Source organism: Microbacterium sp. A93 (assembly GCF_051842835.1).
On record NZ_JBPXMT010000007.1, the window covers coordinates 301,709 to 324,010 of the forward strand.

At 63.5% G+C, this 22,302-nt stretch carries 24 protein-coding genes; 11 read left to right on the forward strand and 13 right to left on the reverse strand.

The genetic code is table 11. The annotated features are described in order from the left end of the window. Positions 1-6: 6 nt before the first annotated feature. From ACSU1G_RS18995 to ACSU1G_RS19030, 8 genes are all read right to left on the reverse strand, one after another. On the reverse strand, positions 7-879 hold the full coding sequence (locus ACSU1G_RS18995) for a hypothetical protein (RefSeq protein WP_439281540.1): 873 nt from the start codon (positions 877-879) through the stop codon (positions 7-9). Then, complete coding sequence (locus tag ACSU1G_RS19000; protein WP_439281541.1) at positions 876-1,121, reverse strand: hypothetical protein; 246 nt, start codon at positions 1,119-1,121, stop codon at positions 876-878. Before ACSU1G_RS19000 ends, ACSU1G_RS18995 begins: the two co-directional genes overlap by 4 nt. Positions 1,122-1,163: 42 nt before the next feature. Continuing rightward, a complete protein-coding gene (locus ACSU1G_RS19005; protein ID WP_439281542.1) occupies positions 1,164-1,832 on the reverse strand; it encodes a GntR family transcriptional regulator in 669 nt (222 codons plus the stop codon). Between the two features lie 82 nt (positions 1,833-1,914). Then, positions 1,915-2,856: a sulfurtransferase gene (locus ACSU1G_RS19010; protein WP_439281543.1), complete on the reverse strand. Its 942-nt coding sequence runs from the start codon at positions 2,854-2,856 to the stop codon at positions 1,915-1,917. A gap of 161 nt (positions 2,857-3,017) precedes the next feature. Then, on the reverse strand, positions 3,018-3,461 hold the full coding sequence (gene sufU / locus ACSU1G_RS19015) for a Fe-S cluster assembly sulfur transfer protein SufU (protein ID WP_439281544.1): 444 nt from the start codon (positions 3,459-3,461) through the stop codon (positions 3,018-3,020). Then, positions 3,458-4,753, reverse strand: coding sequence for a cysteine desulfurase (locus ACSU1G_RS19020; RefSeq protein ID WP_439281545.1), 1,296 nt, complete (start codon positions 4,751-4,753; stop codon positions 3,458-3,460). Before ACSU1G_RS19020 ends, sufU begins: the two co-directional genes overlap by 4 nt. A 39-nt stretch (positions 4,754-4,792) precedes the next feature. Further along, the gene (locus ACSU1G_RS19025; RefSeq protein WP_439281546.1) at positions 4,793-5,131 is read right to left on the reverse strand and encodes a DUF6804 family protein; all 339 of its coding nucleotides are present in this window, start codon (positions 5,129-5,131) and stop codon (positions 4,793-4,795) included. A 50-nt stretch (positions 5,132-5,181) separates the two neighbouring features. Beyond that, complete coding sequence (locus ACSU1G_RS19030) at positions 5,182-6,951, reverse strand: helix-turn-helix domain-containing protein (RefSeq protein WP_439281547.1); 1,770 nt, start codon at positions 6,949-6,951, stop codon at positions 5,182-5,184. A 110-nt stretch (positions 6,952-7,061) separates the two neighbouring features. Between ACSU1G_RS19030 and ACSU1G_RS19035 the strand changes: the two genes are divergently transcribed. The 7 genes from ACSU1G_RS19035 (at position 7,062) to ACSU1G_RS19065 (ending at position 14,154) form a co-directional block, all read left to right on the forward strand. Further along, positions 7,062-8,237 carry an alcohol dehydrogenase catalytic domain-containing protein gene (locus ACSU1G_RS19035; RefSeq protein ID WP_439281548.1) on the forward strand — a complete coding sequence of 392 codons (1,176 nt, stop codon included), beginning with the start codon at positions 7,062-7,064 and terminating at the stop codon, positions 8,235-8,237. Positions 8,238-8,253: 16 nt separating this feature from the next. Beyond that, entirely contained in the window at positions 8,254-9,093 is an 840-nt protein-coding gene (locus ACSU1G_RS19040) for a 3-hydroxyacyl-CoA dehydrogenase family protein (protein WP_439281549.1), read from the forward strand. Continuing rightward, positions 9,090-9,854: an enoyl-CoA hydratase/isomerase family protein gene (locus tag ACSU1G_RS19045; protein ID WP_439281550.1), complete on the forward strand. Its 765-nt coding sequence runs from the start codon at positions 9,090-9,092 to the stop codon at positions 9,852-9,854. The genes ACSU1G_RS19040 and ACSU1G_RS19045 overlap by 4 nt, the downstream gene beginning before the upstream one ends. 33 nt (positions 9,855-9,887) lie before the next feature. Beyond that, positions 9,888-10,169, forward strand: a complete 282-nt coding sequence (locus ACSU1G_RS19050; protein WP_439281551.1) for a hypothetical protein — start codon at positions 9,888-9,890, stop codon at positions 10,167-10,169. Beyond that, entirely contained in the window at positions 10,159-11,667 is a 1,509-nt protein-coding gene (locus tag ACSU1G_RS19055; RefSeq protein WP_439281552.1) for a sodium:solute symporter family protein, read from the forward strand. Before ACSU1G_RS19050 ends, ACSU1G_RS19055 begins: the two co-directional genes overlap by 11 nt. 118 nt (positions 11,668-11,785) lie before the next feature. Continuing rightward, positions 11,786-12,532: an enoyl-CoA hydratase/isomerase family protein gene (locus tag ACSU1G_RS19060; protein ID WP_439281553.1), complete on the forward strand. Its 747-nt coding sequence runs from the start codon at positions 11,786-11,788 to the stop codon at positions 12,530-12,532. A gap of 2 nt (positions 12,533-12,534) precedes the next feature. Next, positions 12,535-14,154 (forward strand): class I adenylate-forming enzyme family protein, encoded by a 1,620-nt coding sequence (locus ACSU1G_RS19065; protein WP_439281554.1) that lies wholly within the window; start codon positions 12,535-12,537, stop codon positions 14,152-14,154. Positions 14,155-14,180: 26 nt separating this feature from the next. Here ACSU1G_RS19065 and ACSU1G_RS19070 read toward each other — a convergent pair whose 3' ends face one another. Continuing rightward, positions 14,181-15,428 carry an FAD-binding protein gene (locus tag ACSU1G_RS19070; protein ID WP_439281555.1) on the reverse strand — a complete coding sequence of 416 codons (1,248 nt, stop codon included), beginning with the start codon at positions 15,426-15,428 and terminating at the stop codon, positions 14,181-14,183. A 172-nt stretch (positions 15,429-15,600) separates the two neighbouring features. Between ACSU1G_RS19070 and ACSU1G_RS19075 the strand changes: the two genes are divergently transcribed. Then, positions 15,601-16,068: a hypothetical protein gene (locus tag ACSU1G_RS19075; protein WP_439281556.1), complete on the forward strand. Its 468-nt coding sequence runs from the start codon at positions 15,601-15,603 to the stop codon at positions 16,066-16,068. Positions 16,069-16,113: 45 nt separating this feature from the next. Here ACSU1G_RS19075 and ACSU1G_RS19080 read toward each other — a convergent pair whose 3' ends face one another. From ACSU1G_RS19080 to ACSU1G_RS19090, 3 genes are all read right to left on the reverse strand, one after another. Next, complete coding sequence (locus ACSU1G_RS19080; protein WP_439281557.1) at positions 16,114-16,680, reverse strand: NADPH-dependent FMN reductase; 567 nt, start codon at positions 16,678-16,680, stop codon at positions 16,114-16,116. Between the two features lie 85 nt (positions 16,681-16,765). Next, positions 16,766-16,900, reverse strand: coding sequence for a methionine/alanine import family NSS transporter small subunit (locus ACSU1G_RS19085; RefSeq protein WP_439281558.1), 135 nt, complete (start codon positions 16,898-16,900; stop codon positions 16,766-16,768). Next, positions 16,897-18,525: a sodium-dependent transporter gene (locus ACSU1G_RS19090; RefSeq protein WP_439281559.1), complete on the reverse strand. Its 1,629-nt coding sequence runs from the start codon at positions 18,523-18,525 to the stop codon at positions 16,897-16,899. The genes ACSU1G_RS19085 and ACSU1G_RS19090 overlap by 4 nt, the downstream gene beginning before the upstream one ends. Positions 18,526-18,589: 64 nt before the next feature. Here ACSU1G_RS19090 and ACSU1G_RS19095 point away from each other — a divergent pair, with 64 nt between their 5' ends. Continuing rightward, positions 18,590-19,627, forward strand: a complete 1,038-nt coding sequence (locus ACSU1G_RS19095; RefSeq protein ID WP_439281560.1) for a zinc-dependent alcohol dehydrogenase family protein — start codon at positions 18,590-18,592, stop codon at positions 19,625-19,627. Between the two features lie 23 nt (positions 19,628-19,650). Here ACSU1G_RS19095 and ACSU1G_RS19100 read toward each other — a convergent pair whose 3' ends face one another. Next, positions 19,651-20,226, reverse strand: a complete 576-nt coding sequence (locus ACSU1G_RS19100; RefSeq protein WP_439281561.1) for a helix-turn-helix domain-containing protein — start codon at positions 20,224-20,226, stop codon at positions 19,651-19,653. Positions 20,227-20,453: 227 nt separating this feature from the next. Between ACSU1G_RS19100 and ACSU1G_RS19105 the strand changes: the two genes are divergently transcribed. Together ACSU1G_RS19105 and ACSU1G_RS19110 are read left to right on the forward strand one after the other, a co-directional pair. Beyond that, on the forward strand, positions 20,454-20,936 hold the full coding sequence (locus ACSU1G_RS19105) for a mycothiol transferase (RefSeq protein WP_439281562.1): 483 nt from the start codon (positions 20,454-20,456) through the stop codon (positions 20,934-20,936). A gap of 104 nt (positions 20,937-21,040) precedes the next feature. Continuing rightward, complete coding sequence (locus ACSU1G_RS19110; protein WP_439281563.1) at positions 21,041-22,273, forward strand: DUF222 domain-containing protein; 1,233 nt, start codon at positions 21,041-21,043, stop codon at positions 22,271-22,273. Positions 22,274-22,302: the final 29 nt, after the last annotated feature.

The window sequence follows — 22,302 nt, forward strand, 5'->3', positions numbered from 1 at the left end:
CGCCTGTCAGCGCACGGCCCCCACCCAGATCGCTGAAGCCCAGATCTGCTGGTCTCCATCGCACCCCACAGACCCGGGGTATCCACGCACGAGCGCCATGCAGTTTGCGAGGAACTCAGGATCTCCGCCGAACATCGACTGATATGCCGAGGATGAGTTCAACGTTCCCCACACTTTGAACTGATAGATATGGCCGAGTTCGTGCGCCATGGCCCAGTTCAACCGGGACTCATTCCACCCTGCCACGTCAGCGCGATACTTGATGTAGCCGTTGCTGTTCGCGCACGCGGGCGCAGACCCGCCGGCGCAAGACGCCGATTCGTAGAGACCGACTCCGCCACCTCCGACACGATCGAGTGCGGCACGCACCCTGGCATATCCATCCGGTCCGCTGCTTGACCAGAGCGGACCCGCTGCCGCCGGAGTGCGCCGCTGCGCAGCCTCCCACGTACCAAGCTCGCCGCTCACCTTTTCCGTGAGCGCGTGGATCGTCGCTGTCGCATTCGTCACGACCACGGGGTCAGCGCGTTCGACGAGCACCGCGTCTTGCGTGGCGATCGCCGCTGCAAGGTGCGCTGCAGTGTCGATCTTCCCCTTGGCCTTTTCGAGCGCGTCACTCAGCGCCGCGACCTCAGCGACGAAGTCAGGCCGCACAGCGAGCACGGCATCAAGGTCGGCTTTCTCATCCTCATGGTGCGCGATCAGTGACTCGATGTAACCGCCTCTGGCGCCAGCTGACGCAATCTGCGTCTGTAGGCTGTCTGCCTGGGCAACCAACTCCGCCCGCTGATCTTCAAGAGCCTGAGACTTGGCAGCGATCGCGCCGCCGCCGATGACCACGAAGCTCATGATGATCGCGAGCGCCCGTCGAAACGTCACTCCAGGAACCCTTCAGTATCGGCCAGCTGTGCCTGCTCATCAGCGATCGCCGATCGCAGGGTGGTCAGCGTCTCAGCGTGCGTCAGGTTCATCGCGCGCGCACGTTCTAGGCTCTGCTCCAACACGACGACGTTCCGTGTTGCTTGCTCGAGTGCCACTTCACGTTCCTGATCGGCGAGCACGACAAGTACTACCCCGCTCAGAAGCAGAAGGCCGCCCAGGCCGAGGGTGAAGATTCGCATGCATATTCCCACTGATCGGAGTCCCCCTCCGCGTGCATAAATCTAGCGGTTCGACGTTGCATTTAGTGACGCCGCGTCTATGAAGCGCTGCTCAGCGTCTCTTCGCCCCGCAGCCAGATGCCGAGACACCAACATCTTCACCAGCTCGACATCACGCGATGCGATCGCTTCAAACAGCCCGCGGTGTTCCGCAGCCATCGCCACCAGATCATCGTGCGCACCGAATACCCACTTCAGTCGCGTGGCGAAGACCTGGACCAGCTCGGTGAGCATGTCATTTCCTGCCAGCACTGCCATGTACTCGTGGAACGCACCGGCGACGGCACGAGACTCGCATACATCGCCTGCGTGTGCCGCGCGCTCCTCCCGCTCCAACAGCTGCCTCAAGCTCGCGAGGCCCTGCTCGTCGTGGCGCTCTGTCGCATAGACGAACAGCAGTGTCTCGATGGACTCGCGCACCTCGGCAAAGTCCTGAATGTCGTGGAACGTGAACTCGCGAACGATGGCCCAGGTTCGGGGGCGGGCGACGACGATCCCCTCGGACCCGAGGGCGCGGATCGCCTCGCGCACGGGCAGACGGGAGACGTCAAGTTCGGCGGCGATATCGCGTTCTACAAGCTTCGAACCGGGCATCCTTCTGCCCAACACGATGTCTTCCCTCAATATGCGCGCCACGCGCGCCGATTCAAGCTCCCCGAATGATTCCCCCATGCGGGCATTCTCCCACTCAACTGCGGTTTTGACCAGTTTTGGTATCCCTTCCATCAGGTCCTCACTCGGCCCGTGGGAACGCTCACACTGTCGTCAGACGTCCCGATGGCAGGATGCCGACCGCGACAGGCTTGCCCCGCGTGTTCGACCATTGGCTCCAAGATCCCGGGTACACGCGCGCACGAATCCCCGCGTGTTCTAAAGCAAGCACCGAGTGCATGGCGGCGACCCCCGAGCTGCAGTACACGCCAACGACGGTGTCCGCATCCACACCGGCGCTGGCGAAGATACGCCGAAGGACATCGGGATGCTGCAGCCGGCCATCGCTTGCGACCGCCACCATCGCCGGCAGATTCACCGCGCCGGGAATGTGACCCGCGACGGGCGCACCTGCCGTGCGCGTGCCGTTGTACTGCTCAGGCGTGCGCACATCGAGCAAAACCCCATGCTCGATGAAGTCACCGAGCTCCTCGATCTCCAACACGTCGAACGCACCGTCGTGATTGAGAGAGACACCGTCGTGATTGAGAGAGACACCGTCGTGATTGAGAGAGACGTCGTCGTCGTGGTGATGGAGCGAGACGTTGCCGGCAGCCGGGCGGACATCTCCCGTCTCGACCGGCAACCCCTCGCCGACCCACGCGCGAATGCCGCCGTCAAGCACTCTCGCGTCGATCCCGGAGCGCCGCAGCAACCACCACAGACGAGCTGCGGGCACGCTGCGGTTGTCGTCGTAACCGACCACGATGTCGCCGTCGCTCAGGCCCCAGCCGCGGGCTGCCCGCTCAAGGTCAACGCTCTCAGGCAGTGGATGCCGCCCCTCTTCGGGCTGCCCTCGACGCGCGAGCTCATGTTCGAGATCTACGTACACTGCGCCGGGCAGGTGTGACCGCACATACTCGGGCCTGCCTTCCGGCCGGTCGAGTCGCCAGCGCACATCGAGCAACCGCACGGCGGGGCCGGCACCGTGCTCTGCGGAGCGTTGCAGATGCAAAAGCTGCGCCACGCTGACGAGGTGAGTCATCTCAACAGCATCCGCGCCCGACGTTCAGCGGTCACCTGTCGATGACACGAGCGTTAACGAAGCGTCACGGTGGGAAATGAGACGACTCTCTGGGTCACATGTCCGCTGGGCTCACTGGCAGACGGTTCGCCCTTGCGAAGTTCGCGGCCCGGAATTCCGTTTCAGTTCAACTTGCGCAGTGCATCTTCGGCCGCAACCCAGGCGAGCATGGCGCACTTCACCCTGGCGACGTAGCGGGAGACGCTGCCGAGGGCTGCCGCATCGCCGAGCAGTTCTTCATCGGGCTGGATCTTGCCCCGCGAGCGCAGCGCCTCACGGAATGAGTCGATGCGCGTCTGGATCTCGGGCACCGTCATACCTTCGACGAGTTCTGCGAACAGCGACGCCGAGGCCTGCGAGATCGCACAGCCGTGGCCCTCCCACGCGACAGCCTCGATCGTGCCGTCAGCGGCGGGATGCACCTGCAGGGTGATCTCGTCACCGCAGGTGGGATTGAGCTGATGGGACTGTGCCGCGACCTCATCACGCAAGCCGAAGCCGTGCGGTGTGCGGGAGTGGTCGAGAATCAGCTCCTGGTAGAGATTTTGCAGGTCACTGGAACTCATGAGCGCACTCCGAAGAATTCAATGGTCGCGACGACGCCTTCGATCACGGCGTCGACCTCGGCCTCGGTCGAGTAGAGGTAGGTGCTGGCGCGGGTGGACGATGTCACACCGAGACGTCGGTGCAACGGCTGCGCGCAGTGGTGGCCGACCCGCACGGCGATGCCACGATCGTCGAGGAACTGCCCGACGTCATGCGAATGGATGCCAGGGATGTCGAAGCTCGCCAGCCCCACTCGCGGCAGGTCGATGCCCGCGCCGAGCACGCGCACGCCATCGATCGCAGAGAGTCCATCGACAAGGCGGCGGCCGAGACGCTCTTCATGATCGGCGATCCGTGGCATCCCGACCGCGGTGAGATAGTCGATTGCTGCGGCGAGCGCGACCGCCTGCGACACCCGCTGAGTGCCAGCCTCAAACCGCTGCGGCGGTGGCAAGTACTCAGCCTCCGTTGTCGTGACGGTGGTGATCATCGATCCACCGGTAAGGAACGGCGGCATCACTTCGAGTAGCTCGCGACGCCCGTAGAGCGCGCCAATGCCGGTGGGCCCCAGCATCTTGTGCCCGGAGAGGACGGCGAAGTCGACATCGAGCGCGCGGACATCGAGCGGCAGATGCGGTGCGGACTGGCAGGCGTCGAGCAGCACGAGTGCGCCGACCTCGTGGGCGGCTGCGATGATCTGCTCGACCGGGTTGATGACGCCGAGCACGTTGGAGACGTGGGTGATGGCGACGAGCTTGGTGCGCTCGTTGATCGTGGCCTCATCGAGCCGCAGGGCGCCGTCATCGTCGATCGGGATGACGCGCAGGGTCGCGCCGGTGCGCGCAGCGAGTTCCTGCCACGGGATGAGATTGGCGTGGTGCTCCATCTCGGTGGTGACGATCTCGTCGCCAGGGCCCATCCGAAGCCTCGCGGCCGCCGCTCCCCCGCGGCCGATGGACGCGTTCGAGAGCGAGTACGCGACCAGGTTGATCGCCTCTGTGGCGTTGGAGGTCCAGACGATCTCGTCGTCATCGGCACCAATAAAGCGCGCGAGGGTGCCGCGTGCGTCTTCGAATACCTCGGTCGCCTCAGCGGCGAGGGTGTGCGCGCCGCGATGAACCGCGGAGTTCAGTGTGGTGGCGAATTCACGTTCCGCGTCGAGGACAGCCAGCGGACGCTGCGAGGTCGCGCCGGAGTCGAGATAGACCAGCGGATGCCCGTTCACCTCGGTCTGCAGGATCGGGAAGTCCTCGCGGATGCGGAGGATCTCAGCATCCGTCAGAGGAAGGTCTGCAGGAATGGTCGTGCTCATCCTTCAAGTTTCTCATCTGGCCGCTCCCCCCGGGCCAGGTCACGCCGCGGGGATGGTCCGCTCGTTCTTGACCAGCGCCCCGGCCGTGATGAACGCCAGCGCCGCGACGAAGTGCGCGACCGTCCACACCCAACCACTGAAGCCGAACGGAAAGATCGGATTCCAGATCACCGCGACGGCAAGGAAGACGATGCTCCACCACCACTGCCCTGCAGTGAACGCGAACCACGCGACGATGACCGCGAGGATCGCGACGAGGTAAAGAATCACCGTTGCGACGGTCCCCTCGGGGAACAGGGGCGAGAGGAAAAGTGCGATCGCCGCGAGCAGGCCTGGTGCGAGGGCATTGCGCTGCGTCTGCGGGGCGGAGGAAGTCATGCCTTCTATCTTCCCGCACTTCCAGTTCGCCTGCGAAGCAGGGTGACCTGCTAGTCGTTGTGCCGTGAAAGTTCGTGCTCGCGCACTTTCCAGAGTCGAAGGGCCACGTGAAGGTCAGTGCGCAGACGCCCTGTTGCCCACTCTGGTGTGATCAGCTCACCTATTCGACGGACCCGCTGCCGAAGCGTGTTGGGATGGATGTGCAGCGTGCGGGCCGCAGCCTCCACGTTTCCGTCGAATTCGAGGTACTCCCATGCTGTGTTGAGCAGCGATGTGTTGTGGGTGTCGTCGTACTCGATCAGGGGTGCGAGGGTGTGCCGAATGAGCTCTGCTGCGGTCGAAGCGGGAAGATGCGCGAGCGTGAGCCCGGCGAGCCCGAGGTCCCATCGCGGGTCGGCCACGCCAGTGATGTCAAGCGCCTGCATCGCGCGCACTGTGCGCTGCGTCTGCTGCAGCGCCTGCTGCACACTCAGCGCGGTGAGCACAGTTTCGACCTCGGCGACCCGCGATCGCGTGCCGGTTGCAGCGAGGAATCGCTCCACCTCTTCGCCAGGCAGGTTCGATCCGATGATCACCAGAAGTCCGTCCGATTCGCCGGTGATCCCGCCCCTGCGCGCAATCAGATCACGCAGTTCGGTGCGCGCGGCGTGCACATTGCCGCACCCCACAGCCAGCACATCGATCTTCGCGCCCTCACGCAGCCAGTAGCGCTGCAACTGGCCAGCGATCTGCTTCCAATCGCGACCCGCCCCCTGCCCTAATCGCAGGACGAGGCTTTGCTGTTCCTCGGCGGAGGCGGCCGCGCCGCGTTCTTCAAAAAGGATCATTGCGGTCAGCACCGGGGCACCGCGTTCGAGGAGCAGGCGCTGTTCGTGCCCCAGCTCGCCCTGCGCTTCGAGGGCACCGAGAATGCGGTCGCCCGCAACAGCCGTGCAGGTGACCGTTCCTCTCGTGGGGTATCCCGAAAGCTCTGAGCGATGCAGATAGCGGACCTCCGTCTCGATCTCTTCGGAGACAGCGTGAGCAAGTTCACCGGGGGATGCCTCCTGCTTGAGGAGGTCGAAGAGCCTCTGATCGAACCCTTCGATTCTGGCGAGGAACGCATTGCGGGTTTCGGCCTCGGCACGGGCTTCATCTCGCTCGACGAGCCGGGCGCGTAGCTCGTCGATGAGTTCGGCGCGCTTGAGCGCGATGGCAGCAAGCCCGGCAATCTGGCTGAGCAGGTCGACTTCGCGGGATGTATAGCGTCGGCCGTGGCGTTCGGCGACGAGGAGCGCACCGAGTCGTTCACCTTTCACGCTCATGGTGACAGCGAGGATCGATCTCACTCCTTCGAGCCTGACCGCCTCGTCGACCGCCTCGATATGAGGGAAGGAATCGTCGTCGAGGTACGACTCGGTCTGGGCAATCGTGGATCCTCCGGCTGCCTGGCCCAGGATGCCAGTACCCAGCGGCATGCGCAGCGACCGGTACTCCGGTGTGAGCACGCCGTCAGTCGTTCGAATGTACGTCTCTTGCTCTGGGGAGAGATTCAGGCTGATGTAAGACATATCGCTGCCGAGGAGCAGCTTGCTTCTCCGGCACACCAGTTCGAGCGTCTCATCGACGTCGACTGCGGCATTGATGCTGGTCGCCGCCTCGACAATGATGCGTGCGGCCTCGCGCTGCTGCCGCGCCTGCAGCATTTCCTCTCGTAGGTGATTCACCGACGCCACGCTGGAGGGCTCAAGACCGAGCGTCGATGTGAGCTCCTTGATCCGGCTGGCGTCCTCCGGCACCGCGCCCAGGAGATGCAGGAGACGAGAGATGGAATCAATCACGTATAGCAATTTACACTTTGGGGCTTCAGATATGTTGGCCGCGACATATTGAAGACGAGGCCAATCTGGTTGGCTGGAGCACGTTCAATGGCGAAACGGAAGGGCCGGAGATGAATGCAGTGGGTCCATCAGGGCGACACGTTCGAGGCGCAGTCTTGCGCAGGCTCGATGCGTCGGCTCCTTTCGCGCAGTCGAGGCCGTTGACCATCGAAAACTTGGAACTCGCAGCACCCCAGGGACGCGAGATCCTCGTACGCATCGAGGCCGCAAGCATCTGCCACTCGGATCTCTCTGTGGTCGAAGGTGTGCGCCCCCGCCCCACTCCGATGCTTCTTGGTCATGAGTCAGCCGGGATCGTTGAAGAGCTCGGACCGGACGTCACAGATATCAACATCGGCGATCGCGTCGTCATGACCTTCCTCCCTCGCTGCGGGGAGTGCACGCAATGTCAGACTGGCGGGCGCCTGCCCTGTTCACTCGGTTCCCAGTCGAACGAGGCGGGTGAACTGATCGGCGGAGGATTTCGTCTGGGCACACTCGCGGACACCGGCGAGCAGGTCAATCACCACCTCGGCGTTTCCGGCTTCGCGACGCGCGCCGTCGTGGACGAGCGCTCCGTCGTCGCAATCGGTCACGATGTGCCCCCTGACGTCGCGGCAGTGTTGGGCTGCGCAGTGTTGACCGGCGGTGGAGCCATTCTGAACGCGGCGAATCCGACCCCTGGTGCCACGGTCATCGTGGTGGGTCTCGGCGGTGTCGGCATGGCTGCGATCCTGATGGCGCTCGCGCTCGGCCATCCTGTGATCGGAGTCGATGCAGTGCTGAGCAAGCGCGAGCTCGCTGTGCAGCTCGGTGCCGAGCAGGCGTTCGATCCGGCGAGCGCCATGACCGAGGCGGCGCGGAGCGAGCTCGTCATCGACGCGACCGGAAATCCGCGCGGCTTTGAGACTGCCGTCGCCTTGACAGCGCCAGGAGGCACCACGGTAACAGTCGGGCTCCCTGCGGCAGGAGCGATGAGCGAGGTCAGTCCGCTCGGACTGGTCGCGGAAGCCCGCACGATCGTGGGCAGTTACCTCGGATCCGCCGTCCCGCGACGAGACATCCCGAAGTTCATCGATCTGTGGCGACGCGGACGCCTCCCCATCGAACGGCTGATCAGCTCGGAGGTTTCGTTGGAACACATCAATGAAGCCATGGATGCACTGGCCTCCGGCGCACAGCTGCGCCAAGTGATCCGATTCGACGATGCACACGAGCAAACAACAACTGGAGGAACCTGTGGCTGAGATCACACGCGTGACCGTGGTCGGCGCCGGCGCCATGGGCAGCCAGATCGCGATGCTCGCGGCCCTTGCCGGGTGCGAGACCACCGTGGTGGATATTGATGAGCAGCGGATCGATGCTGCCCTCATGAGGGTGCGAGGCACGGTCGCGCGATCCGTCGAACGCGGGAAGTTGGACGCAAAGCAGGTCGAGGCGGCCCTTCCGCGCCTGAGCTCGAGCACCGATCTTGCCAGTGCCGTTGGAGACGCCGACTTCGTCATTGAAGCCATCCTCGAAGATCTCGACGCGAAGCGCGCGCTCTTCGCGGAACTCGGCAGGTTCGCCCCCTCTGACGCGATCTTCGCCACGAACAGTTCGAGTATCGTGTCGAGCCGGCTCGCCGATGTGCCGAATCCTGGCCGAGTGTGCAACATGCATTTCTTCAACCCGGCACTGGTGATGCAGCTGGTGGAAGTCGTCGGGGGCGCGCATACTTCGCCAGCGACGATCGAGTGCGCTGTGCGCCTCGCCGAGCGCATGGGAAAAACCCCCGTCGTGGTGAAGCAGGAGATCTTCGGGTTCATCGCCAACCGCATCGTCGGTGCGATCTTCGACGAGGCGATCGCTCTGCTCGAGGCGGGCGTCGCGACGCCAGAGGAGATTGATACGGCGGTCACGAAGGGCCTCGGTCATCCGATCGGCCCCTTCGCGCTGCTCGACATGACCGGCATCGACGTGAACGTCGGAATCAAGAGGCTTGAGGCGCAGGAGACGGGAGACCCGTCGAGAGGTCCATCTCGGACACTGCTGGATCTCGAAGCCGAGGGCCGGCTCGGCAAGAAGAGCGGCCGCGGATTCTACGAATATGGTGCGCAATGAATGATGCAGTAACTGCCGAGGTGAGTGGCCGAGTCGGGATCATCACGGTGAATCGACCGGACGCGCTCAACGCATTGACGTTTGACGTGGTGCGAGCGATCTCGCAGCAGTTCGATACCTGGCGCGATGATCAGTCGGTACACGGCGTCGTGATCACAGGTGCGGGCGACAGGGCTTTTGCCGCTGGTGCCGATGTCACCGAGCTTCAGGGCAAGCGCGTTGCGGAGATGACGGACACCGGCATGCAGCACTGGATGACCGCGATCCGCGAGTCGCCGCTGCCGAGTGTTGCCGCCGTGAGCGGTTTCGCGCTCGGCGGCGGGTTCGAGCTTGCGCTGGCGTGCGATATTCGCATCGCAACCCCCGCCTCGAAGTTCGGCTTTCCCGAGACGGGCCTCGGCATCATTCCCGGTGCCGGCGGCACCCAGCTGCTCTCGCGCTACGCAGGCATCTCCGTGGCGAACTACCACGTCCTAACGGGCGCTGTGATGAGCGCCGAACGTGCCCATCAGCTGGGTCTCGTCAGCGAACTGCATGACGCAGCAGAGATTCGGGATGCGGCCATCGCCTTGGTGCAGGCGATGTCAGAACGCGGACCCCTCGCGCTGCGTCTCGCGAAACGGGCCATCCGTTCCTCCACCGACACGAGCCTGACCGCCGGCCTGGAAATCGAACTCCTGGCGCAGGCCGCGCTCTTCGGCACGGCTGAACGCGACGAAGGCCTCGCAGCGTTCGTCGGCAAACGCACGCCCAACTTCTGAACACCCAAAGTAGAAGGTACGAAAGGAATCGTTGTGCCAAACCAGCAACCTCGGACATCGGCGTCTCGGGGGTTCTTCAAGATATCGAGGTTCCGCCTCGTCTCGACGCTCGTCGTCGTCGTGATGTCGATTGTGGCGTTGACGCCCTGGTCGTACGAGACATTGATCGGTTCAGTACCGATCATCAACATCATGCTCATGGCGATCATGTTCGTCGGATTGATCGTGTTGATCATCGACCTCGTTGTGACCCGAGACAGAGATGCTGCTGCTGATCCGCACCAGCAAGAGGAGCGGCTGAACCATGGTCGATAACATCGTGCCCCTGATCATCCTTGCGATCTACCTCATCTTCGTGGTGGCGGTCGGTGTGTATGCACGGATGCGGTCGAAGAAGTCGACCAGCAAGGACTACCTCACCGGCAGCGGCGATGTGAATGTGTGGGTCAACGGCTTCGCCATCTTTGCGGCGTTCGCAACCGGCGGCACCATGCTCGGTAACATCGGCCTCTCGTACGCCGGCGGCTGGGGCTACATCACTGCCTACAACGGCGGCGTCGCGCTGGGGTATCTCATCACGACGTTCTTCCTCGCCAAGACGCTACGCAACATGAATGTTGCGACCGTGCCGGAGTTCATCCGTAAGCGCTTCAACAACAAGACCCTCAACGTCATCGTCCCGCTGATCCTGATCGGCACCCTCGTCGCATACCTCGTCGCACAGATGAAGGTCGGGGGCATGCTGGGTGAGCAGCTCTTCGGATTCTCATACGAGTGGTCCGTGATCGGCGTCGGCGTCGTGTACATCTTCTACACCTTCTACGGCGGAATGCGGGCGGTGACGCTCACCGACTTCGTCCAGGGACTCTTGATGATCTCGGTCGTCGTCATCTGCGGTGGCTTCGCGCTCGGCGCGAACAGCGGTGCGGCAAACCTGTACGACCTCGCGACGACGCTTCGCCCGCAGTGGGAAGGCACGGAGTCATTCCCACTCGCCTCCTACATTGGCGCTTTCGTGATCTGGGCGACGGTCAACGCGGTACTACCGCACACGGTGATGCGTATCTTCGCCGCGAAGAACGAACGGCAGGGTCGCGCCTCGCTCGCGATCGGCCTCGGCCTGTACGTCGTGACCGCAGTCGTCACGACCGTGTTCATCGTGGCCGCTGTCGTGATTCTCGAGGGTGGGGAGGATCTCGCCGCACCCGACACGACATTCCTCATCTTCCTTGCGAAGCAGACGCCCGCCTGGGTCGCCGGTCTCGCATACGCGGGCATCTTCGCTGCGGTCATGTCGTCCGTCAGCGCTATGCTTCTGGCACTCGGTGGCGCGTTCGCATACGACCTGGTCGCAGAACTCAAGCCGAATATGAACGATAAGACAAAGCGTCGCCTCACCAGTTGGAGTGTGCTGGGTTTCGGTGTTCTGACGCTGGTGCTGTCGCTGAACCCGCCCGAGCTGCTCACACTGCTCTACAGCGCGGCAGTCGGACTTCTGGCATCCGGTCTCTTCTTCCCCACGCTGCTCGGCGTGTGGTGGAAGCGGATGAACAACGTCGGTGCGCTTTCCGGCGTGATCGTTGGCTCGATTTCGTACCTCGTCTTGCTGTGGGGAACTGCGATGCCCGCGCTTTCGCAGGTCACGGTCTCGCTGCCGCTCTCGCTCGTCGCGTGCATCGTCGGATCGCTCGTGACGAAGCCGCCGCGCCCCGAACAACTCTCGAGAATCACGATCGCCCACGAGCGTGAATTCATCGAGGCGGACGAGACGGACGAGGCGCAGAGCCTTACCGCCGAGATACACAACAAATAGCAAGTAGAAGGACGCACGCTCGTTCGCTCTGCACTGAACCATCGTGCAGAGCGAACGAGCGTGACCAAGCAGAAAGAAGACCATGCCTGAACGCGTACTTGTCGAAACAGTGGGTGGGGTGTGCACGATCAGCCTGAACCGGCCCGACGCACTCAACGCGCTGGAGAACAGCATGATCGCTGCGATTAATGCCGCGCTGGATGAGGCCGCGATCGACGAACGCGTGCGTGCGATCCTGATCCGTGGTGAGGGACGAGCGTTCTGTGCGGGCGATGACCTCATCGACATGGGAACACCAGAGCACCCGGAGCCCAGTAACCTCCACGACAAATACGCGGATGGTTACCCGAGCATCGTGAGGCGCATGCTCAAAATCCAGAAGCCCATCGTGGTGGCCGTACGCAAATATGCACTGGGGGCGGGCTTCGAGATTGCGCTCGCCGCCGACATCATCGTGGCGGAGCCCACCGCGAAGTTTGGGCTGCCGTTCGTACTCCGAGGAATTGCCGCAGGCACGAGCCTGCTGCCCAAACGCGCGCCCCGCCACCTCGCGCACCGCTTGCTCTTCCTCGGCGATATGATCACCGCTGAGGAGGCTCATACGTTGGGCATCGTCGCCGCGCTCAGCTCGGAAGACCAGGACATCGACGATTTGGCGCGCACCATGGTCAATCAGCTCGCGACCTCTGCGACCCGTGCAATCGGACTCATGAAATCGGCATTGCATGCCTCCGAATCGCTCGGAGTGCCGGACGCCCTCACCATGCAGGTGGGCGCGACGGTGGGTAGCGTACTGACGAATGACTTCGTCGAGGGCAAGCTCGCATTCACACACCGGCGCGACGCGCAGTACGAAGGGAAGTAGCGATGAACGCGGTGCCGATTCGCGAGACACAGGTACGGGATCTTCCGCTGCACGCCTACGTGGAAGCGCATGCGCGTACGCACCCCACACGCCCTGCGATCCACTTTGCCGAAACGACCTACACCTATGGTGAGCTTCAGCATCAGGTCGAACAGCTCTCCACGTATCTTGCGGGACGCGGGGTATCCCGCGGTGACACCGTGGCGGTCTTCATGCAGAACTCCCCGCAATTCGTGATCTCGAGTCTTGCCATCCAGCGCCTCGGCGGGACAACCGGTCCATGCAACCCGATGTTCAAGGAATGGGAGCTCGAGTACCAGCTCAGGGATCTCGGCGCGAAAGTGCTGCTCACCTTCGACGATCTCCTCCCCGTGTTCCGCGCCACCACTGGCACCTCGGTCGAGACGGTCGTGCTGACGCGGTGGTCCGAGGCGACCGCAGCACCCGACCGGTTGCCCGTCCGCGACACGGTCGAGCCAGTGCACGACGCGGGGGTGCTCGAGACCGCGCGGTTCGGTGAAATCGTCACACGTCGTGCAGATGTGGTCTCCGGTGCAGAGATCGACATGCAGAACGATGTCGCGCTCATCATCTACACATCCGGGACCACCGGAAAACCCAAAGGAGCGATGCTGTCGTTCCGTAATGCCGAGTTCAAGACCGCGGCGACCGTGCAGACGTATGGGTTCACTCACGAGGACGTCTTCTCTGCGGCAATGCCCATCTTCCATATTGCCGGAATGACGGTGGGCATGAACAGCCCGCTCATGGTGGGAGCAGCCACGGTTATCGAGGCGCGGTTTGATCCGGACATTTTGCTGCGCGACCTCGAGGAGCATCGCGTCACCGTGACCTATACGACGCCTCCGATGGTGACCGCCATGCTCGAAAGCGATCTCATCTCGCGGGTCGACCTTTCCGCCATCAGGCTCTCGCCCGGCACGAGCTTTGGCGCGCAGATCACTGAAGAGCTGTCTGATCAGTGGGAGAAGTACAGCGGAGCACCGATGTTCGAGTGGGCCTACGGAATGAGCGAGACGCACACCGGCAACACGCAGATGCCGCCAGAAGCAATCCGCTACGGATGCCACGGGAAGCCCGTCTTCGACACCGAGATCCGCATCGCCGACCCGAACGATCCGGCGCGCACAATGCCGCAGGGCCAGGCCGGTGAGATTCTGGTGAAGTCACCGAGCGTTTTCGTCGGCTACCGCAATCTTCCCGAGGCTACGGCCGAGGCCATGTTCGACGGGTGGTACCGCACGGGCGATATCGGACGCATCGATGCGGACGGGTACCTGCTGTTCGAGAGTCGCAGCAAAGACATGATCAAATCCAACGGCTATTCGGTCTACCCCGAAGAAGTCGAAGGCATGATGGTCCGCCATGAGGCAGTGCGCGAAGCCGCGGTAGTCGGATATGCAGATGCGAAGCGCGGAGAAAGCATCCGAGCCTACGTCGTGCTGAGCCAGGGCACGGAGCTCTCCGAGGAGGAACTCATCACATGGACGCGCGAGCGGATGTCGGCCTACAAATACCCGCGCCAGATCAGATTCGTTGACCAGCTACCCAGCACGACAACAGGGAAACTGCAGCGCGCGCGCCTACGCGAGCTCGACTGAAGACGACATCTACCTGGCTCTCGGGTTCACCTGGCCGCGAACACCCGGTCAAGATGCGCGTTGCGGAATTTTCCCTCGGGGTCGACGCGTGCCGCGAGCGCCGTGAAGTCCGGGAGCCGGCGGAACCCCGCCGCTTGATCGAAGCCGCGACTGTAAACCTTGCCCCAGTGCGCGCGGGGTGTGAACGGCGCCAGCGCGGCTTCGATGTCTGGCAGGAGTGCGGCGACCTCAGCCGGGCGCTGGTGCCATGTGAAGTGGATGGCGACCCGAGGACCGCCTTCTCCCCCACTGAGCCAGAGATCATCGCCCGCGAAACTACGGAACTCGCTGACATGCAGCAGCGGATCGATTCGGTCCCCGAGCGGCCGGATGGCGCGCAACGCGTCGACCGCGTGTGCCCGCGGCACGAAGAACTCAGACTGGATCTCGTTGCCGCCGGCGCTGGGTGCGCGGTCGAAACGGAAGTGGGCGAGTCTGCTCGACCATGCCCCGCTGGTACCGAGCGGAGTCATGTTGTCATCGGGCGCATCGCCCTCGATGACTGCGTGGACATCAGCCGTAACGCGGTCGCCGCCAAAGCGCTGTGCCGCAGCTTCCACCCCGTCGCCACGGTTCTTGAACCACAGTGTCGACAGGGTCGGGCTGCTCCATCGACCCAAGCCGCTGACGCTGTACGCGCCACTCATGATCTCGTCGAATTCGTTGAGGAACGTCTCCCAGGCGACACCGGTGTAGACCTGCTGGGTGATGTCGTAGGTGGGCTCGATCGCGAGAGTCATGCGGGTGATGACGCCCAGTGCACCGAGCGCGACGACGCTGCCGTCGAAGTCAGGATCTCCCGCGCGCACCCAGCTCAGTTCGCCGTCGGCGCCGATGCGTTCGATGCCACGCACGGCGGTGGAGAGCACTCCATTTGCATCGCCGGAGCCGTGCGTCGCGGTGGCTGTGGCTCCGGCGACTGAGATGTGCGGCAGCGAGCCGAGATTGTGCAACGCCCAGCCGTGCTCCTGCAAGAAGGCTGCGACCCCGCCGTAGGCAGCAGCACCAGGAACCGTGACCGTGCGCGCGGTCTCATCCAGTACGAACGGCGATGAGATGTCGCTCAACGAGATGAGCTGCGCGGCATCCGCGATGTCGTTGAAGGAGTGGCGAGTACCGAGCGGTCTGATCTTCGACGCGGTCGCGATCAGCTGCTGCGCCTCGGGGATGTCCACGGGACGCAGAACGTCCGCTGGTGTGAAGACGACGTTGCCTGCCCAGTTGCTCAGTGCCATCTGTCCATCATGGCGCGTCTCGGGCTCAAGGCCCACCAGAATGACCCTGCGTCACGTCGCTGTCGCTGCCGCTGACTCCTCGACTCAACGCACAACTATCGTGCGCGGTCAACCCCTTGGCTTCCGCCTTCAGAGCGCGTAGATTTTTTTGTAGGTCCGGATGGAAGGGCTGATGAAGATGACTGACCCTCAGGGATATCAACCGACCACGACGCACGCGACGTGGGGCGCTGGAGATCCGCATCTGCGCATCACGCGCGGCGATGACCGTTTCGTGTTCCACATCACAACGGACGTCGTGCACATCGGTGCCGCCACCGGCAACGAGCTTCTCCTGACAGAAACCGATCCGATACACGCGACGATCGTTCACGACGACGGCGACGAGTACGTCCTCACGTTGCACGGCGAGGGCGAGATGAGCTCCGACCATCACGACGCGGAAACCGAATCAGGCGAGCGTTCGGAGGTGCTTCGGACCGGATCCTGTTTCACTGCCGGGCCATGGCTGCTCGTCTTCGGGCGCGACGAGTTCGCCGATCACGGACGCCCATTCGGCGGACGACAAGGCGGCGAGGGCGCCAGCCAGCGCCCGCAGGCGGTGCGGCCCGACTACGGTCACCACGAGAACTCGCCCTAGCCGCGAGCTTCCGCAACGCAACTCGGGTGGGAGCAACCATCGCGCCTACTGTCGCGGCAGCACCGTCAGAACACGCTGGATGTGCTCGCGGTACTCCGCCATGTACGCGCGCAAGAACTCTTCCGTCGATGAATTCGTGATCGTTCCATCGTCGTGGAACACTTCGTGGGTGAAGTGAATGTACGCCTCGGGAGCAGTCATCTGCCTGGCGTTGCAGAACGCGAGCACGGCACGCAGGCTCTGCTGCGCCACGGCGGTGCCGATGACGCCGATGGATGCTCCGATCACCGCAGTGGGGACGTGATCGAAGGAGTTCTGACCCCACGGACGTGATGCCCAGTCGATCGCATTCTTCAGTGCACCGGGGATGGACCGGTTGTACTCGGGAGTGACGAACAGCACCGCGTCGCTCGCCGCGATCGCAGCCTTCAGAGCGCGGGCCTCGGCCGGGTAGTCCGCATCATGGTCGGGACTGTAAAGGGGCAGTTCACCGATCGAAATCTCGGTGAACTCAAGATCGTCCGGAGCCACGCTGATCAACGCCTTCGACAGCACGCGGTTGATCGATGTGGACGACAGGCTTCCGACGAAGTATCCGACCTTGTACGCCATGACTGCTCCTCGCTGCTCGGTGAGTCACGTTGAGTGACGAGACCAGTGTGCGCCGTGGATGCCGCGAGCGGAAGCCCTTCCTGCGTCAGAGCTCGACCGGCGGCGCGGGTTCCGTCTCTGCCACCTCGGGGTGACGCGCAAGGTTCACGATCGCGGCGATCAGCCCGCCCCAAACCGTGATCATCGCGACGATCATGAAGATGATTGCTGCGGTGGTCATGCGCCCGTTCCCTTCTCCTGCGACGTCGGCGTCGCTATGCGGATCGTGTCTGTTTCCGGGTCAGGGTCGTAGCGCTCCTCGCCCAGGAATTCGTCGTAGTCCGGGTCATCCTTCGCATGCGAGCGTGCGCGCCACGGCACGAGCGAAAGCAGAACGGCGAGGATGACCAGCGCGATCACCATCCCCCAACCGAAGATCGAGAGGAACCAGACCGGGTAGCCGCCGTACGGGTCCGAAATCTTCGTGATCAGTTCACTGATGAACAGGTAACCCAGCACGACCGGGCCGAGGATGCCGATCAGCAGACGCCAGATACGTCCGACGCGGAAGCTGGAGCGACGGTTCAGGTGCTCTTGCAACGCCGGCAGTTTGTGCAGCATCCAGGCCACCACGATGATGGCCACGAGAGCGACGGCCATGATGCCGAAGGCGTTGACGAAGGCATCCGCCGTGTCGAGCACCGCCAACGCCGTCGTCGTTGAGAACAGAGCCATCGATATGACCGCGAGCGGAATCGACACGGTGAGGGTGGTGCGAACACGTCCCCAGCCGAGCTTGTCTTGAAGCGCGGCAACGATCACTTCGAGGATGGAGATGAGCGAGGTGATGCCGGCGAAGACCAGTGCTCCGAAGAACAGCACTCCGATGATCGAACCACCAGCCGCTTGCGAGACGATCGTCGGGAATGCGATGAACGCGAGCCCGATGCCGGATGTCGCGACACCCGCCACATCTGTTCCTTGCGCCTGAGCCATGAAGCCGAGAGCGGCGAACACCCCGATGCCGGCGAGGATCTCGAACCCAGAGTTGGCGAATGCGACGACGAGGCCGGAGCCGGTCAGGTCGGTCTTGCGCTTGAGGTATGAGGAGTAGGTGACCATGATGCCGAACGCGACCGACAGCGAGAAGAAGATGTGTCCGTATGCCGAGGCCCAGACACCCGGATCGGCGAGCGCCTCCCAGTTCGGGGTGAAGAAGGCGTTGAGCCCGTCGATCGCACCGGGCAGGAACAGCGACTGCACGACGAGGATGGCGAACATCACCGTGAGCAGCGGCATGAGCACCATGTTCGCCCGCCCGATGCCGCGCTTGACGCCGAGCGCCATGATCACGATGACGACCAGCCAGACGACGATCAGCGGGATACCGACCTGAGGGACGAAGTCGGTGGAGACGCCGACCTCGGTGACATCCGCCATCTGCAGGAAGTCCGTGAAGAAGAAGTCGCTCTCGTTTCCCGGCCCCCAGGTGAGCTGCGCCGAGAACCAGGTGTACATCGCGGCCCAGGCGACGATGACGGCGTAGTAGACCGCGATGACCACGCAGATCAGGACCTGCCACCATCCCAGCGGCTCAGCAGCGCGGTGCATGCGCCGGAAGGCGAGCGGCGCCGACCCGCGAAAGCGATGGCCGATCGCGTAGTCGAAGAACAGCAGCGGGATGCCGGCGGTCAGCAGCGCACACAGGTACGGGATGAGGAACGCCCCGCCACCACCCTCATATGCGACGTACGGAAAGCGCCAGATGTTCCCGAGCCCGACGGCAGAGCCGATGGCCGAGAGGATGAACACGTTCCGAGAGCCGAAAGCCTCGCGTTTTTGAGTCTGCGTCGATGCAGTTGTCATGCCGCAGACCCTACTCCAGTTGCGAAGTTCTGTCAGGGAGCAATCCGTCCCCAATACTGGACGAATGCAGGCAGTCATGTTCGACGCGATCGGTGCGACGCCACGCGTCCTCGAAGTCTCTACCCCCGAGTGCCCGCCGAACGGTGTGATAATCCGGGTCGGCGCGACGGGAGTATGCCGTTCCGACTGGCACGCATGGCGGGGGCACGACCCTGTCGCGTTGCCCCACATCCCCGGTCACGAGTTCGCCGGCACCATCTCCGAGGTCGGCGACACTGTGCAGAACTGGCACGTCGGAGACCGCGTCACTGCGCCGTTCGTCAATGGCTGCGGCGACTGCGACACGTGTCGCCGCGGCGACGCACACGTATGCCCGAACCAGACGCAGCCCGGCTTCACGCACGCGGGCTCATTCGCCGAATACGTCGTCGTGCACGCCGCCGATGTCAATCTCGTGGCGCTACCAGCGTCGCTCGATTTCACAACAGCTGCCGCGTTGGGATGCCGGTTTGCCACAGCATTCCGGGCCGTGACCGTTCACGCGCAAGTCGGCCCCGGCGATGAGGTCGCCGTGTTCGGATGCGGCGGCGTGGGCCTGTCGGCGATCACGATCGCCGTCGCACTCGGCGCCCGCGTCACGGCGATTGATGTGTCGGATGCCGCGCTGCTTCGAGCGCGCGAGCTCGGAGCGGCCGAGGTAGTGCAGTCCGCTGGTCCCGTCGATGTGGTCGATGCGGTCGTGCGGGCGAGCGGCGGCGGCGCGCACGTGACGATCGATGCGCTGGGCTCTCCAGCGACGGCCAGTGCGGCTGTCCGGAGTCTCCGTCGGCGCGGACGACACGTGCAGGTCGGGCTCATGCTCGGAGCTGCCGCGAATGCCGCGCTCCCGTGGGACCGGGTGATCGCCTGGGAATTGTCGGTTACGGGTTCACATGGGATGCCGGCATCAGACTACCCGGCGATGATGTCGATGATCGAAGACGGACGACTGAAGCCAGACACACTGATCGGCGACCTCACCGATCTGCAGGGCGCTGCTGACGCACTCATGGCGATGGACTCTCCCGCGACGGCTGCGGGGATTGTGGTTGCGCGGCCGTAGCGGTGCCGCGCAGAGACTCGGTCTCAGACGTCTGCGAGATGCAGCCGGCCGCCCTGCCTACCGTAGATCGCGATGATTTCGGCGGGGATGTCGTCGAGCGCGTTGCCGATCCAGTGGGGGACACGGGTATCGAACTCCGCCGCTTCCCCGGCTGACAGTTCCGTCGCCTGCTCTGAGAGCACCAATCGAATCTTTCCGGAGAGGACGTACAGCCATTCCCGTCCGGGGTGCGAGTGAAACTTCGCAGGCGGCAATGCGGCGACGGCCGGGTAGATCACTTTGAAAGCTTGCAGCTCTCCCCTGTTGATTCCCAAAGGCACGAAGGTCAAGCCCTCTCTGCGAACAGGGCGAAGGTGAACACGTGGATCCCCATGTGCAGGAGCGGCGACAAGTTCATCCAGAGGGATGCCATATACCCGCGCAAGCGGCAGCAGCTGCTCCAACGTGGGGCGGATCTGCGACGTCTCAAGACGTGACATCGTGCTGACCGTGAGGCCGGTCTGCGCGGCGAGATCCGACAGCGTGAGACCGAGCGCCTGCCGGTAGGCCCGTAGCCGAGGGCCAACCCGCTCGAGCACCGTCTCATCCGCCATCGTCATCGTCCGCGCTCCGTAATTTGCATATATGGGACATGGTTCGCGTATCCCCAAACATCCTCGCAATGATCAAACTATGAATCAAGCACCCGAGAAGCTCAGTAACGGGTTCGAGCTCTACCGCACACTCGAACAGGATCAGCTCGACAATGACCTCGCCGGGCCGGTCAGCGTTCCTCGCCTTCATCGACCGCTGACACGAGACACATCGCACAAAGGAACGACCGTCAATGAATCAGCACCACGCCGACTCCGACTTCACTACGCGGCAGGATTTCGACAAGCGAATCGAGCAGTACCGTCGACTCATCCTGAGCAGCCTCGACGGTCTTTCCGAACAGCAAGCACGTGCGATGCCCGCCCCCGACAGGCCCTCCCTCCTCGGCGTCGTGCGCCACACCGCCTACGTGGAGGGAGTCTGGTTCGGGGAAGCCATCACCGGCCGCCCCCGCGCCGAACTCGGCCTCCCTGTTGCCACAGCAAACTCGTGGAAGACACGCAAAGCCGACAGCATCGCCTCCATCACACAGCACAGCCAACAGATCCATCAGCACTCACGATCGAATCTCGCGGGCCTCGACCTTGCTGATGTCGTCACAGGCCGTAGCCCACGAACCGTTCTGAGCCTGTACACGCATGTGCTCAGCGAACTCGCCTGGAACACAGGACAGCTCGACATACTGCGGTCGCTCGCAGAGACCTCTGACCGCTGATACTCGAGTTCGGATATACATGCTGGGTATCTACGTACGAGAAAAGGCGAGTTTACTCTTGATTTTCTCGTATTTCTGTTCGACAATAGAGTATGCCCATCGCAATGCAGCTTCGAACGGATCCTCTGGTCGCCGACGACCGCAGGGCCGCGTTGCTCGACGAGTGGGGCGATCTCGGCGGGCAGATCGCCGAGTTAGAGGCACGTCGGGTCGAAGTGCTCGCCGAGCGGAACGAGCTGCAGCGGCACGAGGCCGGAGAAGGCATCACGTACAGCTCGATGGCGCAGCGGTCGATGTTCGCGGAGTTCGCCGCAGCCGGGCACGTCTCCCCCAGCACAATGGAGCAGCAGTTCTGCATGGCGGTGGCACTGTCCAGCGATTTCCGCGGAACGCTGCAGGCGCTGCGAGAGGGGCGAATCAGCCGCCGACATGCCGAAGTGATCGTGCAGGCCGCGCCCCAATCCGAATCGGACGCAGCAGATGGCGGCGCAACGCTGATCGCCGCGTACGAGCACGATGTGCTCCCCTACGCGTGCACCACGACCGCGGCCCGCACTCGCGTGCATGCCCTCGCCGTCGCGGCAGCCCTGCGCCCGGTGAGTATGGAAGAGGCGCACCGAGAAGCATTCGAAGAGCGCGAAGTGACGACCCGACCCACGGCGGACGGGCTGGCGCAGCTGATCCTGACCACTTCCGAACTGTTCATCAACGCGATCATGGATCGCGCAAGCGCCGCAGCTCGCGCGATGGACGACACGCGCACCATGAACCAACGCCGCGCGGACTTCATCACCGATCTGCTGCTCACCGCCGACCCCACGGCTACGATCGGCACGATTATGGAGGCACTCCGCCCCGTCGTACAGGTCACCGTCGCAGCAAATACCCTCGCCGGGCGGGACGACAAGATGGCTCAGCTCGACGGAGTCGGCCCCATTCACCCTGACCTGGCCCGCGACCTCGCCGGTCAGGCATCCAGCTTTACCCGCCTATTCCTCGACCCGGCAGGCATGGTCACCGGCGTCGATACCTATGTCCCATCCAGTCGAATGAAGAAATATCTGAGGGCACGTGATCAGCACTGCCGATTCCCCGGATGCCGGGCGAAGACGGCGCGATGCCAGATCGATCACAACGAAGACTGGGCTCTCGGCGGGAAGACCGAGCTCGGCAATCTCGCTGACTTCTGCACCAGTCATCACCCGTTGAAGCATCCCGACGTCGATGAACGCTACCGCTGGACGGTTCGACAGGAACCAGAGGGAACCCTCGTGTGGACCAGCCCATTAGGGCGCGAATACACCGACTACCCTGAACCGCGCGTCATGTTCATCTGAGCAGTGGCTTGCCCTCACCGGCTACTGTG